Below are 14,966 nucleotides of genomic sequence, written 5' to 3'. Positions count from 1 at the left end.
ATGGAGCCGCTCGAAGCACGCATCCGGGAGTGGCGTTCGGCGATCGTGCGCGGGGGCACGGTCGACGGGGCTGACGCCGACGAGCTGGAGGCCCACCTGCGCGAGCAGGTCAGGGATCTCGAGGCATCCGGTCTCTCGCCAGACGAGGCCTTCCTCATCTCGGTCGGACGGCTCGGCCGTATCGACCAGCTGACGGCGGAATTCGCCCGCGAGCACAGCGACCGTCTCTGGAAGCAGCTGACAATCACACATTCCCCCGCAGAGGACACACGCGCCTCGGTGCTCGTGATGCTCGGCTTCGCGCTGCTCGCCGCCGTGCTCATCCAGGTGGCGCGGCTCATCGCCGACCTGCCGGGCGACGGCCGCGACATCCGCGAGGAGTGGTTCCTGCGCGGGGCCAGCGTCACGGTGCTGCCCGCGCTCGCCGCCTACTTCGCGCTGCAACGACGGATGCCACGGCCGCGGGCCATCGCGCTCGCCGCCGCTGTCACCGTCGTTGCCGTCGTGGCATCCGTCTTCCCCTACGGGGGCGAGAGCACGACTGTGCTGATCGCGCTGCACCTTCCCGTCGTGCTGTGGTTCGCGGTTGGTGTTGCGTATGTCGGGGGCGAGGTGGGCTCGCATTCGCGCCGCATGGACTTCATTCGCTTCTCGGGGGAGTGGGCCATCTACTACGCGCTGATCGCCCTCGGGGGTGGCGTGCTCGTCGCCCTCACGGCGCTCGTGCTCGCCCCGATTGCACCGGAGATGATCGAGGGCGTCTTCGAGTGGGTCGTGCCCTCGGGCGCTGTGGGTGCCGTCATCGTCGCGGCCTGGCTCGTTGAGGCCAAGAAGAGCGTCATCGAGAACATCGCGCCCGTGCTGACTGCGATCTTCACGCCGCTCTTCGCGCTCATGCTGGTGGTCTCGGCGGTTGGCTACGCCGCTGCGGGGGTGGGGCGCGAGTTCGACCGCGACCTGCTGATCGTCTTCGACGTGCTGCTCCTCGTCGTGCTCGGCCTCATCGTCTACGGCATCTCGGCCCGCGGCCCGTCGAAGCCTGGCGCGCTCGACGCGCTCCGCCTCGTGGCAGTGGTCGCCGCCATCGCGCTCGACGCGCTCGTGCTCGTGTCGATGTTCGGTCGCGTCGGAGAGTTCGGCTTCACGGCCAACCGCGTGGCGGCCCTGGGGCTCAACCTCGTGCTGCTCGTGAACCTCGCGGTGACCGCGTGGTACATCGCCCAACTCCTGGCTCGCAGGGTGCCCGCCATGCGGCTTGAGCGCTGGCAGACTTCGTACCTCCCGGTGCTCGCCGCGTGGGTGCTCACGGTTGTTCTCGTGCTTCCACCGCTCTTCGCCTTCGCCTGAGTTCTCGCGCAGCCGCTGTGGAAAACAGCGACGGATGCTGCGGGTCCCTCAGTAGCATCCCCGCATGACCGGCTTCCCCCGCATCCGCTCCGCGTTCGCCCGCCTCGCATCCGAGCGCGGTGACGTGCCCGGGTGGGTGCTCATCACGCTCATGACCGCGGGGCTCGTGATCATCATCTGGTCGCTTGCGGGGCCCGCGCTCAGTTCGGTCTTCGAACAGGCCATCCAACGGGTCTCCGGGTTCTGAGCACCAGTGCGGGTCGCCATCCTTCGTGGTGAGGGGGAGCGGGGCTCCGCGCCCGCCGAGTTTGTCATGGTCGCCGCGCTGCTGACGCTCCTCACGCTCTCGGTCGTGCAGCTCGGCCTCGCGATGCACGTGCGCAACACGTTGCTCGACGCGGCCGGGGAGGGCGCACGCTTCGCGGCGTTGGCGGACAGGACGCTGGCCGACGGCGCCGTCCGCACGCGCGAACTCATCACGACCGCGATCGGGCCCGCCTATGCGACGGATGTCACGATCACCGAGGGCACCTACCTGGGCCATCGCGCGGCCGTCGTGACGGTGCGGGCACCCCTCCCGGTCATCGGGCTGATCGGCTTCGACGGCGGCGTGGAGGTGACGGGCCGTGCAGCGCTGGAGATCGTGGACTGAACTGATGCGGGTGGAGAATGAGCGTGGCTCGGCCTCCCTTGAGTTCCTCGCGGCGGGCACCCTGCTCCTCGTGCCGATGGTCTATCTCATCGTCGCGCTGTCCGCACTGCAGTCCGGCGTGCTCGCCGTTGAGGCCGCCGCGAGGCAGGCCAGCCGCACCTATGTCGAGGCCAGCACGGTCGCGGAGGCCGCCCAGCGCGCGGAGCGGGCGGTGGCCTTCGCGCTTGCCGACCACGGGATGGATGTCGCGGTGGCGAGCATCCGCGTCGACTGCGCCCCACAGCCGCACGCCTGCCTGAGCCGACGTGGCATCGTCACAGTGACGGTCGAGGCGACGGTCGCACTGCCGCTCGTGCCGGCGGGACTCAGCGTTGGCGCGCCTCTCAGCATTCCGGTCGCCGCCTCGGCGAGCCAGCAAGTCTCGCGCTTTGCGGGGCTGCAATGAGTGCGGAGCGGTGGGCGCGCGCCGCCCGCGACGAGACGGGGTCGACGCTCGTGCTCACGATCTTCTACGCAGCGCTGTGCCTCGCGGTCGTGCTGCTCGTGACCGCCGCGACCTCCCTCTACATCGAACGCAAGCGCCTCTACTCGCTCGCAGACGGAGCGGCGCTTGCAGGCGCGGAGGCATTCGGGCTCGATGACGTGGACTCCTCCTCGGGGCGGCCCACCGCGATCCTCGACGATGCCCGGGTCGCGTCGACGGTCAACGCCCATATTGCCGCCGTGCCGCACTCCTTCGAAGGCCTGGCGATCGACCGGGCAGAGAGTCCGGGCGGTTCGGGTGCGGTGGTCGCGCTCTCGGCGACGTGGCGCCCTCCCATCGTGAGCGTGTTCGTGCCGGAGGGCCTGCGCATCGAGGTTGAGGCATCCGCCAGGTCGGTCTTCGGGTGACGGGCCATTGAAGAACCGTCCCTGGGGGAGGAGAATCGTGAGTCCGCCGACAAGGGCACGAGCGAAGGAGCACCCGTGAGTGATCGCGCTAGCGACGCATCCGACACCATGATCGTCACCCTGGAGCCGACGACGGTCGCCGTGCGCCGCGAGACGGTCGAGATGGCGAAGATCAGGGACTACTTCGACAGCGTCTACCAGGACGTCGCTGCCGTGATCGGCCAGCAGGACGCGCGCTTCGCGGGGCCTGCCATCGCCCTGTACCGAGGCATGCCCAGCGAGACAGTTGACGTCGCTGCGGGGTTTCCTACGCAACGGCCGGTCGAATCCGCCAACGGGGTTGCGGCCGAGCAGTTGCCGACCGGCTTGGCGGCCCGGCACATCCACCGCGGTCCCTATGACGGCCTCGCCGATGCATACGGCGCCCTGCTGGCGTGGATGGAGCGGCACGACCACACGCCGGGCGAGCTCTACTGGGAGGTCTACGTGACCGAGCCAACCCCCGGCGCCCGCCCCGAGGACATGGTGACCGAGATCGTCTGGCCCATCGCGCCCAGGGAGTGACGCCGCCAGCGGATGCACGGGGCTTGTCCCGGTAGGCTGGTGCCCACAATGGATGAGCTCGATATCACTGGCCAGGTCGCGGACCTCCGCGGCACCTTCGCCGAAATCCGGGCCGTCGTCGACGTGCCGCGACTCGAAGCCGAGATCGCGACGCTGAGCGAGCAGGCGGGCGCGCCCGACCTGTGGGACGACACCGAGAAGGCGCAGAAGGTCACCAGCGCCCTCAGCCACCGCCAGGCGGAGCTCGCCAAGATCACGAGCCTGCAGCAGCGCCTCGACGACATCGAGATCATGGTCGAGCTCGCCAATGAAGAGGGCGACGCGGATGCCGCGGCCGAAGTCCGCAAAGAACTCGCGGACATCCAGCGTGTGCTCGGCGAACTCGAGGTGCAGACGCTTCTCAATGGGGAATGGGATGCTCGGTCCGCCGTCATGACGATCCGCGCGGGTGCCGGCGGCGTCGACGCCGCCGACTTTGCCGAGATGCTGCAGCGCATGTACCTGCGCTACGCCGAGAAGAACGGCATCCCGGCGCGCGTGCTCGACACGAGCTACGCGGAGGAGGCCGGCATCAAGTCGACCACGATCGAGTTTGACGCGCCCTACGCCTTCGGCACCCTCAGCGTCGAGGCGGGAACACACCGCCTCGTGCGGATGTCTCCCTTCGGCGCGGCGGGCAAGCGCCAGACGAGCTTCGCGGCCGTCGAGGTCATCCCGCTCATGGAGGCGACCGAGTCGATCGACATCCCCGAGAACGAGATGCGCGTCGATGTGTTCCGTTCGAGCGGCCCAGGCGGCCAGTCGGTCAACACGACCGACTCCGCCGTGCGCATCACGCACCTCCCGACCGGCATCGTCGTCTCGATGCAGAACGAGAAGAGCCAGATCCAGAACCGTGCCGCAGCGCTTCGCGTGCTGCAGTCCCGCCTCCTCCTGCTGCAGAAGGAACAGGAAGCGGCGCAGAAGAAGGAGCTCGCGGGCAACATCACCGCAAGCTGGGGCGACCAGATGCGCAGCTACGTGCTCGCGCCGTACCAGATGGTCAAGGACCTGCGCACGGAGCACGAAGTGAGCAAGCCCGATGACGTGTTCGACGGCGACCTCAACGGCTTCATCACGGCGGGCATCCGCTGGCGCAAGCGCGCAGTCAACGACTAGGCCCCACACCGCGGGTTGAGAAGCGCGAATCGCTTGTTGGCAATCGCGCCAGCGATTGCGCGATTCGCGCCGACCGAGCCTGCGAGGGAGGACTCGGGCTGTATCGAGGCCCATCGCAGGAACGCCAAAGCGGGCCGAGCCGATCCGAAGACCGGCCCGACCCGCGTCGGTGTTGCTACGTCAGCGACGTGCCAGGCGGCGGCTCACCACGAGCCAGGCGATCGTCGCGGCGACCAGCACCGCGAGGATGATCAGCACGGTCGGCGCGAGGGCCGCCGGGCTGACGCTCTGTGCGCCAGACGCGAGCTCACCTGAGCCAGCCGCGATGCGCTCGTTGCCGTCGCTCAGCTCAGCGACGCCGTCATTGAGCGTCTTGGCGCCATCGTTGAGCTTCTTCGCGCCGTCGGCGAGGCTTCCATTGCCCTCGGCAAGGTCGGCGGCGCCGGTCGAGAGCGTGCTGGTGCCCTCGGCGAGTGAGCCAGCGCCCGTCGACAGCGTCTCGAGGCCCGCGTTGAGGTTGTTGGCGCCGGTCGTGAGGCTGGCGGCACCGCTCGAGAGGGTGCCAGCACCGGCCGAGACCTTCGCGGTGCCGTCGGCGAGGGATCCCGCACCCGTGGCGACCTTCGCCGTGCCCGCCGCAAGCGAGTTCGCGCCAGCGGCGAGCTGGCCTACGCCCGCGTCGAGCTTGGTGGCGCCGGCTGCGAGGTCGCTAGCGCCGATCGAGAGTTCCGTCAGACCGGGTGCGTTGATAGGGTCGGTTCCCCCGACGAGCTGCGCCGTACCCTGGGCCACGAGGCTCGAACCAATCTTCAGGCCGGCGTCGCTGCCGTCCGCCTTGGTCGGCACCTTGTTGAGGTTTCCGAGCAGAGTGTCGATCTTGCCCTTGAAGCCGTTGATCTCTGCCTTGACAGTGCCCGTTTGGGTAGCGAGACCGCTCAGGCTGGTCGCGAGAGCGTCGATCTCAGCGTCGGTAGGCACGTAGTCCGCGGCGGCCCAGTTTCCGAGCTGATGAGCGAGTGCCGCTGCATTCGCGGCAGCCTCGCCAGAAGCGACGTGGACTTCAGCTGCAGGTACGGCAGTATCGCCACCGAGAAGGCCCGCATAGTCGCTAAGGCCCTTCACCGCGGTCGAAGCCGCGGACACGCCATCCGCGATCGCCTGCGTCTTCACCTTCAGCGTTTGTGCCCCAGCGAGTGCTCTGCTGGCACCGGCGGACACCTGCGCGGCGCCACCCGCGACAACTTCAGAGCCGGTCGTCTTCGCGCCAGCGAGCTTAGCCGCGAGGTCATGGGCGCCCGCGTTGGCGTCGGCCGCGCCTTGTGCGAGGGTGCGAGCTCCTGTCGCGGCGGTGTTGGCGCCCTGGTTGAGGGTGCTCGCACCGTTGAAGAGCTTGTTCGCCCCCTCGGCGAGGGAGATGGAGCCGGTGAACGCTGACGAGGCGCCGTCGGCGAGCTTGGTCGCGCCCTCTGCCGCGGAGTCAGCGCCAGCGGCGACCTTGTCGGCACCCGCCTTCGCGCTCGCCGTGCCGTCCTTGAGTGTCGCCGTGCCGTCGAAGAGTGTGGCGGCGCCATCGACGAGGCGCACGGATCCGTCGCGTGCCGTGGTCGCGCCGTCGTTCAGTTGCGATGCCCCGGCGGCGAGTTTGTCTGTCGTGATGAAGAAGAACGCGAGCAGGCCGATGAGCAGGATCGAGAGCGCGGCTATCGCCACTTTCGAGAAGCTATCGCGTCGTTCAGACCTGGTGTGGGCGGGACCGCTCATGTAGTGACTCCTTTGTCGGTATCCGGGCAGCACAAAACGCACGCCATCATGCTGTTGAGGCGCGCGCCGAACGAGGGCTTTCCCGCGCCGTTCGGGCACCGACATTGGTGTCCGGCGCGAGTCGCCTCCGGTGGATTGCGCTGAATCTAACAGTGGCCGAGATCGTTGTGAGGGTCCGTCGAAAAGTGTGTATCGAAGGTCAATAGCCAACTAATGCGGCCTTCGATCGTTGGAGGATGTCTACAGCGCATGGCGGGGCATCCGCGCGTCGGCCTGTCGTTGCGCCCGGATGGGCGACGGATGCTTAGGCTCGACGGGACATGATTCGTTTCGATCAGGTGACCAAGCTCTATGCCGGCACCACCAGGCCCGCCCTCAACTCCGTGACCCTCGAGATCCTGCGGGGGGAGTTCGTGTTCCTTGTCGGTGCCTCCGGCAGTGGAAAGTCGAGCTTCCTGCGGTTGATCCTCAAGGAGGAGAATCCGACGAAGGGCGAGATCCACGTGCTCGGCCAGAACGTCGGCCGCCTCTCGAGCCGCAAGGTGCCCTACTTCAGGCGCAACCTCGGTGTCGTCTTCCAGGACTTCCGCCTGCTGCCCCAGAAGTCAGTCTTCGACAACGTGGCCTTCTCGCTGCAGGTTATCGGCAAGTCGAAGGGCTTCATCCAGGAGGCCGTGCCCGACGTGCTCAAGATGGTGGGACTCGCGGGCAAGGCGAGCCGCTTCCCGCACGAGCTCTCCGGTGGTGAGCAGCAGCGCGTCGCCATCGCCCGCGCGATCGTCAACCGGCCGGCCCTGCTGCTGGCCGATGAGCCGACGGGAAACCTCGACCCGGCGACATCCGCTGGCATCATGACGCTCCTTGAGCGCATTAGCCAGAGCGGCACGACCGTGATCATGGCGACCCACGACGCCGGCATCGTCGACCAGATGCAGCGCCGAGTCATCGAGCTCGTCGCGGGCCAGATCGTGCGAGACGAACGGCAGGGCGGCTACCTCACGCAGGCGATCCCCGTGCAAAAGGGCTTCGGAGCGGAGGCAGCACAGTGAGGTTCGGCCTGATCATGTCGGAGGTCGGCCAGGGCCTGCGACGCAACTTCTCGATGGTCGTCTCCGTCGTGCTCGTGACCTTCATCTCGCTCACCTTCGTGGGCACCGCGATCCTGCTGCAGATGCAGATCAACGAGATGAAGGGCTACTGGTATGACCGCGCCCAGGTGGCGGTCTACATGTGCACCGCCACGACAGACACCGCCAACTGCAATATGACGGAGGCGACGGAGGAACAGAAGGCGGCCGTCGCGTCCAAGCTCGAATCGTCTGAACTCGCCCCACTCGTCAACGAGTACGAGTTCGAGACCCACGAGGAGGCGTACGAGAAGTACGTCGAGTTCACCGACAGTGCCGAGGCTGACTACATCACGCCGGAGTTCCTGCCGGAGACGTTCTGGGTGAACATGGTCGACCCCACGCAGTCGGGCGTGCTGATCGAGACCCTCTCGGGCACGCCTGGTGTCGATGAGGTCGCCGACCAGCGCAAATACCTTGACCCGATCTTCGACGCGCTCAACGCCGCCAGCTACACCGCGATCGGCATCGCCGCGCTCATGCTCGTCGCGGCCGTGCTGCTGATTGCCACGACCATCCGCCTGAGCGCCTTCAGTCGCCGGCGCGAGCTCGGCATCATGCGGCTGGTCGGTGCATCCAATCGCTTCATCCAGACGCCGTTCATCCTCGAAGGCGTCATCGCCGGGGTGATCGGCGCTGCGCTGGCGGGGGGAGCGACGGTCGCGGTCGTGCACTTCTTCGTGCAGGGCTACCTCGCCGAGACGATGGTCGCGACCTCCTTCGTGGGGCTCGAAGAGGCAGTCGTCGTGGCGCCGATCCTGCTCGCAGTCGGAATCGTGCTTGCCGCGATCTCCGCCAACGTCGCGATCAGCCGCTACCTCAAGGTCTAGTCGTGACGGCCGAGCGCGCGTCGCTGCATCCGATCACTCGGGAGGCGCCGCCGCTCGGCTCGCGCGCGATCATCGGCCAGCGCTGGAGCCACGTCAGCTTTCTGCACTGGCGCATCGACCGTGCGGACGCTGAGCGTGCCCTGCCGCCTGGCCTGCAGGCCGATGAATTCGATGGTTCCAGCTGGATCGGCCTCATCTGCTTCCGGCTCTCCGGTTCGGCTCCCTTTGCCGGCCCTCCGATCCCGTACTTCGGCACCTTCCCCGAGGTGAATGTGCGCCTCTACACGCGCGACTCGCAGGGCAGGCGTGGCGTCTGGTTCGCGTCGCTCGAGGCTTCCCGTCTCGCCGCAGTGCTCGCTGCGCAGGCAGCGTTCGGCCTGCCCTACCGCTGGGCCGCCATGTCGATCACCGAGGGTGCGGGTGTGCTCCGCTACACCTCGCGCCGGAGGGGTGCCACGGATGCCACGGCTGACGTGAGCGTCCGACCCAGTAGTGCGGCCGTCGACGACGAGCGAGCGCGCTTCCTCACGGCGCGCTGGGGGATGCACACCTACCGGGGTGGCGAGCTCACGTGGCACGCCAACGTGCACCAACCGTGGACGCTCGTCGAAGCCGAACTCCTCGACTGTGAGCACGGCCTCTTCCATGCGGCAGGCATCATGGGCGTGCGGCCCGGCCCGCCGGAGTCGGTGCTCTACGGGGCTCCCGTCGACGCGCGCTTCGCTCGCGGCATCCGCACGCCACCCCTCTCGCAGGCTGGCCCGCTGTAGGATGGTGGGCTGCGTGTCGCCCGGCACGTACTAGACGTAAAGGATGCATCGTGCCAAGGGAACGTGGTCAGAAGGTCGTCGCGACCAACCGCAAGGCTCGCCACGACTACACGATCGAGGACACCTACGAGGCGGGCCTCGTGCTCAGCGGCACCGAGGTGAAGTCGCTGCGCGCAGGTCGCGCGAGCCTTGTCGATGGCTACGCCTTCATCGACGACCACGCGGAAGCATGGCTCGATGCCGTGCATATCCCCGAGTACACGGGCGGCACCTGGACGAACCACCCGCCTCGTCGCAAGCGCAAGCTCCTGCTGCACAAGGCGCAGATCCTCAAGATCCACAACAAGGTCAAGGAGGGTGGGTATACGCTCGTGCCCCTCTCCCTCTACTTCAGTGACGGCAAGGCGAAGGTCGAACTTGCGGTCGCGAAGGGCAAGCGCGAGTACGACAAGCGTCAGGCGCTCCGCGAGCGCCAGGACAACCGCGAGGCGCAGCGCGCCATGTCGGCGCGCCGGCACCTCGGCGACTGACTAGCCCGAGTAGGGATACGTCGGCCCCTTACCGCGAAGCGGCTCGGAGATGGGGCCGTTCGTGTCGTAGGCGAGGCAGAGTACCTGGCGGTCGCCCTCGTCCCAGCTCTCGGGGCTGGGGTAGTAGTAGCCGAAGTAGAGGCTTGTCTCGTCGATGGCGGAGCCGACGAAGCCCTCGAACTCGGTGAAGCATCCCATCTCCGCCTCCTCGAGGATGGCGTCTTCATCGTAGGAGGGGAAGGTCGACGAGGCGAGGTCGTACAGGTGGTATGCCTCGTTGTCGTGCGGCTCCGTGCACTTGGGCATCACGACCGACTCGACCTGTTCGACGGCGGCGGTGTCGTCGTTGAAGCAGTCGCCGACCGCGATCGAGAAGACGTCTTCCTTGCCCTGGAAGAGATCGGTCATGGCGGCGATGCTGCAGCCGGTGAGCCCGAGGACAGCGAGCGAGGAGAGGGCGAGGACGGGGAGGGTTCTGCGGGTCACGGCCTGTGCTTCCTGTTGCCGAGCGCACGCGAGGCGCCTCGGATCTTGAATGTTCTCGGGGAGCCTAGCGGCGTTCCCAGCGGGTGCACAGCTTGCGCGACTTTGCTTCCTTCTTGCCGGGCACTTTGCTATCATTGAAGGCTGCGCCCGAGTGGCGCTTTTGACAACTCAACAGCGTGCGACTGTGACACGTCTTCACGAAGACGCGTATGGGGATGATCGGTTTCGACATTGCCTGCGCAATTGTGAGAAGCGGGTCGAGGATGCCGACTTATCTCGTAAACGATGTCGGCAAACTATAAGTGCCGATTCCAAGCGCACTGACTTCGCCCTCGCTGCCTAAGCGAGCGCACTAAGGAAGTCCGTCAGTCCGGGGATGCTCTCTACCCGGGTCCTGGCGTTATCTAGAGAGATTGCTTCTCTGTTCCGTCCTGGGGCAGAGAGGGACTTTTACCAGGGCTGGGCTCGTCGGATTAGGTGCCAGTGACAAATTCCGGAGCCGAGTAGAACGCCTGCACTGGCTACACCCGTAGAAGGCACATGACCACAGCAGTGGACCGGGGTTCAATTCCCCGCATCTCCACCATCGTCACCGTCGCACGCTGTTGAGTTCCACATCGACCCATTCGTGGCCGAGCGGTTGCAGCGCGCCCGCACCGGATGTCGCGGCGGCAACGATCTCGTGCAGCCCCTCGCCTCCCGAGAGCCTCAACTCGGCCCGCGCCGCATACTCGACGTCGAGCACGGTGACGCCACGCGCCCGCAGCTCCGACTCGACCCTTCCCGCATCGGCGTGGTGAAGGCTGAGGCGGAAGAGTTCGCGCCGCTCCCGCGCCACGAGTGCCGCCTCCCGGATCGCGTTCGCGACGGCATCCGAATAGGCGCGGGCGAGGCCACCGGTGCCAAGGAGCACGCCACCGAAGTAGCGCGTCACGACTGCGACCACATCGACGAGGCCCGCGCCCGCGAGCGTGTCGAGCATTGGTGCTCCCGCCGTGCCGGATGGCTCACCGTCGTCGCTCGACCTGCGCACCTGGACTGCAGCACCCTTTGGCCCGATGACGAAGGCCGAGCAGTGGTGGCGTGCGCCCCAGTGTTCCCGCCGCGCCGCGTCGACCACTGCGCGCGCCGCGTCCTCAGTCTCGACGCGCTCGATTCGGCAGATGAATCTCGAGCGCTTGACCTCGACCTCGGCGGCGATCGCCGCGCCGGGCCCGCCGCGCAGCGTCACATCAGTCATGCATCCATTCTCCCCCGCGCGCGCGAGCCGCGGCCTAGCCTGCGCGACGGATGCCGCGGCCAGCGCGGCGCGAGACCTCGCCCACCTGGGGGAGGCGCCCGCCCCGCCGCCTTCCTACGCTGGTGTCATGAGTGAAGAGAAGCCAGCACAGGAGCCGCAGGACAAATCGACGCGCTACCCGATGATGGGCGCCGGAATAGCCATCGGCCTCGCCGTGGGGACGGCACTGGGGGTCGCGCTCGACAATCTGGGGATGGGACTCGGCATGGGCCTCGCGATCGGCGTCGCATTCGGTGCCGCGTTCTCGGCTGCCCAGGGCGGCAAGCGGGCTGACGGCAACCACACCTCGGGCGAGAGCGGTGGCGTCGCTGGCGCCGGATCTGATGGTCGGAAAGGTGGCTCCAATGGGAGCGACGATGGCGGCAGCGCTTCCGACGGGGGCGGCGCCTCCGACGGGGGCGGTGCCTTCTAGCGGCGCTGGCCCGGCTCCGGCACGGTGACCGCGCCGGTCGTGACCGGGTAGGTCTCCTGCAGTGAGTCCTGCACGGCGGTCACGGCGACCTCGCGTTCGATCGTGGTTGCGAGCGGCTTCTCCTTGACGAAGAGCAGCAGCACCGCGGCGATGACCGCCAGGGGCACGATGTAGAGGAACAGCGGGGCCAGGGCGTCGTTGTAGGCCCAGATGACCTGCTCGTGTATGGCGGTCGGCAGCTCGTGCACGAGCGCGGGGGTGAGCGAGTTCATCTCGCTCGCGGCGCCGCCCTGCTGGGGCAGGCGCTCAGCGAGCTGTGACGCGAGCCTCGTCGTGAACAGGCTGCCGATGACCGCTCCGCCGAGCGAGCCACCGATCTGGCGGAAGTAGTTGTTGGCCGCGGTCGCCGTGCCAACCTCGCGCGCGGGGAAGGTGTTCTGCACGATCAGCACGAGCAGCTGCATGCTCGTGCCGAGGCCGATGCCCATGACGGCGAGGTAGGAGCAGAAAACCCAGAGGGGAGTGTCGGGGGAGATCGTGCCCAGCAGTGCGAGGCCGATCGCGAGGATGATGCTGCCGACGATCGGCAGCCACTTGTACCGGCCGGTCTTGCTCACGATCTGGCCCGCGCCGATCGAGGTGATGAGCAGGGCTGCCATCATGGGGATCATGAGGAGGCCGGCATCCGTCGCGCTCGCGCCGAAGGTCATCTGCAGGTAGGTCGGCAGGTAGGCGAGCGTGCCCATCATGGCGACGCTCGTGAGCAGGCCCGCGATCGTCGTGATGTTGAAGTTGGCTTCGCGGAAGAGGTGCAGCGGGATGATTGGCTCGGGCGTCACTCGCTCGACGAGGACGAAGCCGACCGCAGTGAGCACCGCGACGACGATCAGGCCGATGATCGTCGTGGAGCCCCACGCGAAGTCCTTGCCGCCCCATGAGGCGACGAGCACGATGCAGGTCGTCGTGATCGTCAACAGCACCATGCCCCAGATGTCGACGCGCGGCTTCTCGTACTCGCGCTTCGGCAGACGGAGCAGGAAGACGGCGGCCGCAAGCGCGACAATGCCGAGCGGGATGTTCATCCAGAAGGTCCAGCGCCAGCCGGGACCTTCGGTGAACCAGCCGCCGAGGAGGGGGCCCGCGACCGAGGAGACGGCGAAGACCGCGCCGAGTGCTCCCATGTACTTGCCGCGCTCGCGCGCGGGGACGATGTCGGCGATGATCGCCTGCGACAGGATCATGAGCCCGCCACCGCCGAGGCCCTGCACGACGCGCGCCGAGATGAGCATGGACATGTCAACGGCGACCGCGCCCAGCACGGAGCCGGCGATGAAGAGCACGATTGCGGCGATCAGGAGGCCCTTGCGGCCAATCAGGTCGCCGATCTTGCCGTAGATGGGCATGACCACGGTCGAGGCGAGCATGAAGGCGGTCATGACCCAGAGCATGTGGTCAACGCCGTCGAGCTCACCCACCATGGTGGGCATTGCTGCGCTCAGCACGGTCTGGCTGAGCGAGGAAAGCAGCATCGCGAGCATGAGGCCGATGAAGACCAGGAGCACGCGCGACTTGGGCGCGGACGTGGCTCCAGCGGTGGCGGAGGAGTCGGGAGAATTTTGCATCGTCTGCAAATATACAGTACTGCATGAATATTCTGCACCACTGCACGAATACAATCAGTGGATGTCCACCATACGCTCCCAGGTTCCCGACCGCGCACGGTGGCAAGCCTTCGCTGTGTGTTCTGCTGCGGCCGCACTCACGATCCTCGACCTCTCAAAGGTCAACGTGGCCCTGCCATCGATCGAGGCCTCCCTGGGGGGTGGCCCGAGCGAGCTGCAGCTCATCGTCGCCGGCTACGCGCTCGCAATGGGGCTCGTGCTGGTGCCCGCCGGCCGACTCGGCGACATCCACTCCCGCAAGCTCTTCTTCGCGATCGGGCTCAGCGTCTTCGTCGCAACGAGCATCATGTGTGCCATCGCGCCGACGATCGAGATGCTTGTCCTGGGGCGGATGCTGCAGGGCGTTGCTGCAGGAATCCACATGCCGCAGATCCTCGGCCTGATCCAACAGCTGTTCCAGGGGCCCGAGCGGGGAAAGGCATTCGGCCTCTTCGGTGCCATCATCGGACTCTCAACCGCATTCGGCCCCACCCTCGGGGGTCTCCTCATTGCGGTGGGCGGCGAGCAGGACGGCTGGCGACTCACCTTCTGGATGAATGTGCCGCTCGGGTTGCTCGCGCTCGCCTTCGCCCTGTGGCGACTGCCTGCGCACCAGCATCACGAGACCAAGCGCACCGAGATCGACCTCATCGGCGTGCTCCTCCTCGGCGCGACCGTCTTCGGCCTCATGCTGCCCTTCGTGCTCACGACAGGTGGGCCGGGCGACGACCCGGCCCGCTGGTGGTGGCTGCTGCTCTTTGCTGCGGCGGGTGCCGCATTCGTCTGGTGGGAGAACCGCTATGCCGTGAGCGGCAAGTCGCCCGTGATCGATTTCGGACTCTTCCGGCTGGCCTCCTATCGCCACGGTGTGCTTATCGCGACAGCGTACTTCGCTGCAACGCCCGCGATCTTCCTCATCAACACGCTCTTCCTGCAGAACGGGCTCGGCGTCTCCGCCGTCTTCGCGGGCATGGTGAGCATTCCCTTCGCGCTCGTCTCGGCCTACACCTCCGCGGTCGGTGGGCGACACGTCGCCACGATGGGCCGCCGCCTCGTGTTCATCGGCCTCGTGCTCGTCGGCGTTGGTTTCGGGGCCTCGATTCCCGTCGCCCTCCTCGCCCCGCCCGCGCTTGTGCCGTGGCTGCTCGCGGTGCTGATGGGCGTTGCGGGAGCGGGAGGCGGCCTCGTCATCTCGCCCAACCAGACCATCACGCTCACCGACGTGCCCGTCGTGCAGGGCGGCGTCGCGGGGTCGATCGCCCAGGTGGGCCAGCGGGTCGGCACGGCCGTCGGTGTCGCCGTCGCGAGCTCGGCCTTCTTCTCCACGATCTACCGCGAGGAGGCGACCGAGAGCCTGCGCGACGCGTTCAGCCACGCCTACGCGTTCGGGATGCTCGCCGCCCTCGGCCTCGTCAGCATCGCCCTCATCTTCGCAATCGCCGACCTGCGCTCGATCAGGGCCGTCCGCCGCGAGTAG

General features: G+C 67.4%; 17 protein-coding genes and 1 other RNA gene. 14 read left to right on the top strand and 4 right to left on the bottom strand.

Going from position 1 to position 14,966, the window contains the following annotated elements; translation table 11 throughout:
- The 7 genes from FVA74_RS09750 (at position 1) to prfB (ending at position 4,612) form a co-directional block, all read left to right on the top strand.
- Positions 1 to 1,347: a permease prefix domain 1-containing protein gene (locus FVA74_RS09750; RefSeq protein ID WP_147721980.1), complete on the top strand. Its 1,347-nt coding sequence runs from the start codon at positions 1 to 3 to the stop codon at positions 1,345 to 1,347.
- A gap of 64 nt (positions 1,348 to 1,411) precedes the next feature.
- A complete protein-coding gene (locus tag FVA74_RS09745; protein WP_147721978.1) occupies positions 1,412 to 1,594 on the top strand; it encodes a hypothetical protein in 183 nt (60 codons plus the stop codon).
- 6 nt (positions 1,595 to 1,600) lie between these two features.
- Positions 1,601 to 1,999, top strand: a complete 399-nt coding sequence (locus tag FVA74_RS09740; protein WP_255471441.1) for a TadE/TadG family type IV pilus assembly protein — start codon at positions 1,601 to 1,603, stop codon at positions 1,997 to 1,999.
- A gap of 4 nt (positions 2,000 to 2,003) precedes the next feature.
- The gene (locus tag FVA74_RS09735; RefSeq protein ID WP_206022625.1) at positions 2,004 to 2,444 is read left to right on the top strand and encodes a hypothetical protein; all 441 of its coding nucleotides are present in this window, start codon (positions 2,004 to 2,006) and stop codon (positions 2,442 to 2,444) included.
- Entirely contained in the window at positions 2,441 to 2,890 is a 450-nt protein-coding gene (locus FVA74_RS09730) for a pilus assembly protein TadG-related protein (RefSeq protein ID WP_147721976.1), read from the top strand. Before FVA74_RS09735 ends, FVA74_RS09730 begins: the two co-directional genes overlap by 4 nt.
- Positions 2,891 to 2,965: 75 nt before the next feature.
- Complete coding sequence (locus FVA74_RS09725; protein ID WP_147721974.1) at positions 2,966 to 3,454, top strand: GyrI-like domain-containing protein; 489 nt, start codon at positions 2,966 to 2,968, stop codon at positions 3,452 to 3,454.
- A 48-nt stretch (positions 3,455 to 3,502) separates the two neighbouring features.
- Positions 3,503 to 4,612 (top strand): peptide chain release factor 2, encoded by a 1,110-nt coding sequence (prfB, locus tag FVA74_RS09720; protein WP_147721972.1) that lies wholly within the window; start codon positions 3,503 to 3,505, stop codon positions 4,610 to 4,612.
- A gap of 180 nt (positions 4,613 to 4,792) precedes the next feature.
- On the opposite strand, the gene FVA74_RS09715 is transcribed toward prfB, so the two are convergent.
- Complete coding sequence (locus FVA74_RS09715; RefSeq protein ID WP_168220104.1) at positions 4,793 to 6,322, bottom strand: hypothetical protein; 1,530 nt, start codon at positions 6,320 to 6,322, stop codon at positions 4,793 to 4,795.
- 371 nt (positions 6,323 to 6,693) lie between these two features.
- On the opposite strand from FVA74_RS09715, the gene ftsE reads away from it, so the two are divergent.
- From ftsE to smpB, 4 genes are read left to right on the top strand one after another with little or no spacing between them, the layout of a single operon-like run.
- Complete coding sequence (gene ftsE, locus FVA74_RS09710) at positions 6,694 to 7,422, top strand: cell division ATP-binding protein FtsE (RefSeq protein WP_147721968.1); 729 nt, start codon at positions 6,694 to 6,696, stop codon at positions 7,420 to 7,422.
- On the top strand, positions 7,419 to 8,330 hold the full coding sequence (ftsX, locus tag FVA74_RS09705) for a permease-like cell division protein FtsX (RefSeq protein ID WP_147721966.1): 912 nt from the start codon (positions 7,419 to 7,421) through the stop codon (positions 8,328 to 8,330). The genes ftsE and ftsX overlap by 4 nt, the downstream gene beginning before the upstream one ends.
- A gap of 2 nt (positions 8,331 to 8,332) precedes the next feature.
- Positions 8,333 to 9,100 (top strand): YqjF family protein, encoded by a 768-nt coding sequence (locus tag FVA74_RS09700; RefSeq protein ID WP_240792198.1) that lies wholly within the window; start codon positions 8,333 to 8,335, stop codon positions 9,098 to 9,100.
- Between the two features lie 50 nt (positions 9,101 to 9,150).
- Complete coding sequence (smpB, locus tag FVA74_RS09695) at positions 9,151 to 9,630, top strand: SsrA-binding protein SmpB (RefSeq protein WP_147721964.1); 480 nt, start codon at positions 9,151 to 9,153, stop codon at positions 9,628 to 9,630.
- Here smpB and FVA74_RS09690 read toward each other — a convergent pair whose 3' ends face one another.
- Positions 9,631 to 10,116 carry a septum formation family protein gene (locus FVA74_RS09690; RefSeq protein WP_168220103.1) on the bottom strand — a complete coding sequence of 162 codons (486 nt, stop codon included), beginning with the start codon at positions 10,114 to 10,116 and terminating at the stop codon, positions 9,631 to 9,633.
- Between the two features lie 211 nt (positions 10,117 to 10,327).
- On the opposite strand from FVA74_RS09690, the gene ssrA reads away from it, so the two are divergent.
- Positions 10,328 to 10,702: a transfer-messenger RNA gene (gene ssrA, locus FVA74_RS09685) on the top strand.
- Between the two features lie 3 nt (positions 10,703 to 10,705).
- Here ssrA and FVA74_RS09680 read toward each other — a convergent pair.
- A complete protein-coding gene (locus FVA74_RS09680; RefSeq protein ID WP_147721960.1) occupies positions 10,706 to 11,356 on the bottom strand; it encodes a YigZ family protein in 651 nt (216 codons plus the stop codon).
- 127 nt (positions 11,357 to 11,483) lie between these two features.
- Here FVA74_RS09680 and FVA74_RS09675 point away from each other — a divergent pair, with 127 nt between their 5' ends.
- Positions 11,484 to 11,828: a hypothetical protein gene (locus FVA74_RS09675; RefSeq protein WP_206022623.1), complete on the top strand. Its 345-nt coding sequence runs from the start codon at positions 11,484 to 11,486 to the stop codon at positions 11,826 to 11,828.
- Here the strand turns inward: FVA74_RS09675 and FVA74_RS09670 are convergent.
- A complete protein-coding gene (locus FVA74_RS09670) occupies positions 11,825 to 13,450 on the bottom strand; it encodes an MDR family MFS transporter (protein WP_147721957.1) in 1,626 nt (541 codons plus the stop codon). The genes FVA74_RS09675 and FVA74_RS09670 overlap by 4 nt on opposite strands.
- 61 nt (positions 13,451 to 13,511) lie before the next feature.
- On the opposite strand from FVA74_RS09670, the gene FVA74_RS09665 reads away from it, so the two are divergent.
- Positions 13,512 to 14,966, top strand: coding sequence for an MFS transporter (locus FVA74_RS09665; RefSeq protein ID WP_147721956.1), 1,455 nt, complete (start codon positions 13,512 to 13,514; stop codon positions 14,964 to 14,966).

It is taken from the genome of Salinibacterium sp. dk2585, from assembly GCF_008001035.1.
Taxonomy (GTDB): Bacteria; Actinomycetota; Actinomycetes; order Actinomycetales; family Microbacteriaceae; genus Homoserinimonas.
Note: the sequence above shows the minus strand (reverse complement) of the source record. Positions and strands in the feature narration are given on the sequence as shown.

Excerpts from the sequence above, each read along its gene's own strand:
- FVA74_RS09670 (WP_147721957.1), bottom strand. The coding sequence starts at position 13,450 with ATGCAAAATTCTCCCGACTCCTCCGCCACCGCTGGAGCCACGTCCGCG.
- FVA74_RS09745 (WP_147721978.1), top strand. The coding sequence starts at position 1,412 with ATGACCGGCTTCCCCCGCATCCGCTCCGCGTTCGCCCGCCTCGCATCC.
- FVA74_RS09750 (WP_147721980.1), top strand. The coding sequence starts at position 1 with ATGGAGCCGCTCGAAGCACGCATCCGGGAGTGGCGTTCGGCGATCGTG.
- FVA74_RS09680 (WP_147721960.1), bottom strand. The coding sequence starts at position 11,356 with ATGACTGATGTGACGCTGCGCGGCGGGCCCGGCGCGGCGATCGCCGCC.
- FVA74_RS09665 (WP_147721956.1), top strand. The coding sequence starts at position 13,512 with ATGTCCACCATACGCTCCCAGGTTCCCGACCGCGCACGGTGGCAAGCC.
- FVA74_RS09675 (WP_206022623.1), top strand. The coding sequence starts at position 11,484 with ATGAGTGAAGAGAAGCCAGCACAGGAGCCGCAGGACAAATCGACGCGC.
- ftsE (WP_147721968.1), top strand. The coding sequence starts at position 6,694 with ATGATTCGTTTCGATCAGGTGACCAAGCTCTATGCCGGCACCACCAGG.
- FVA74_RS09730 (WP_147721976.1), top strand. The coding sequence starts at position 2,441 with ATGAGTGCGGAGCGGTGGGCGCGCGCCGCCCGCGACGAGACGGGGTCG.
- prfB (WP_147721972.1), top strand. The coding sequence starts at position 3,503 with ATGGATGAGCTCGATATCACTGGCCAGGTCGCGGACCTCCGCGGCACC.
- FVA74_RS09735 (WP_206022625.1), top strand. The coding sequence starts at position 2,004 with ATGCGGGTGGAGAATGAGCGTGGCTCGGCCTCCCTTGAGTTCCTCGCG.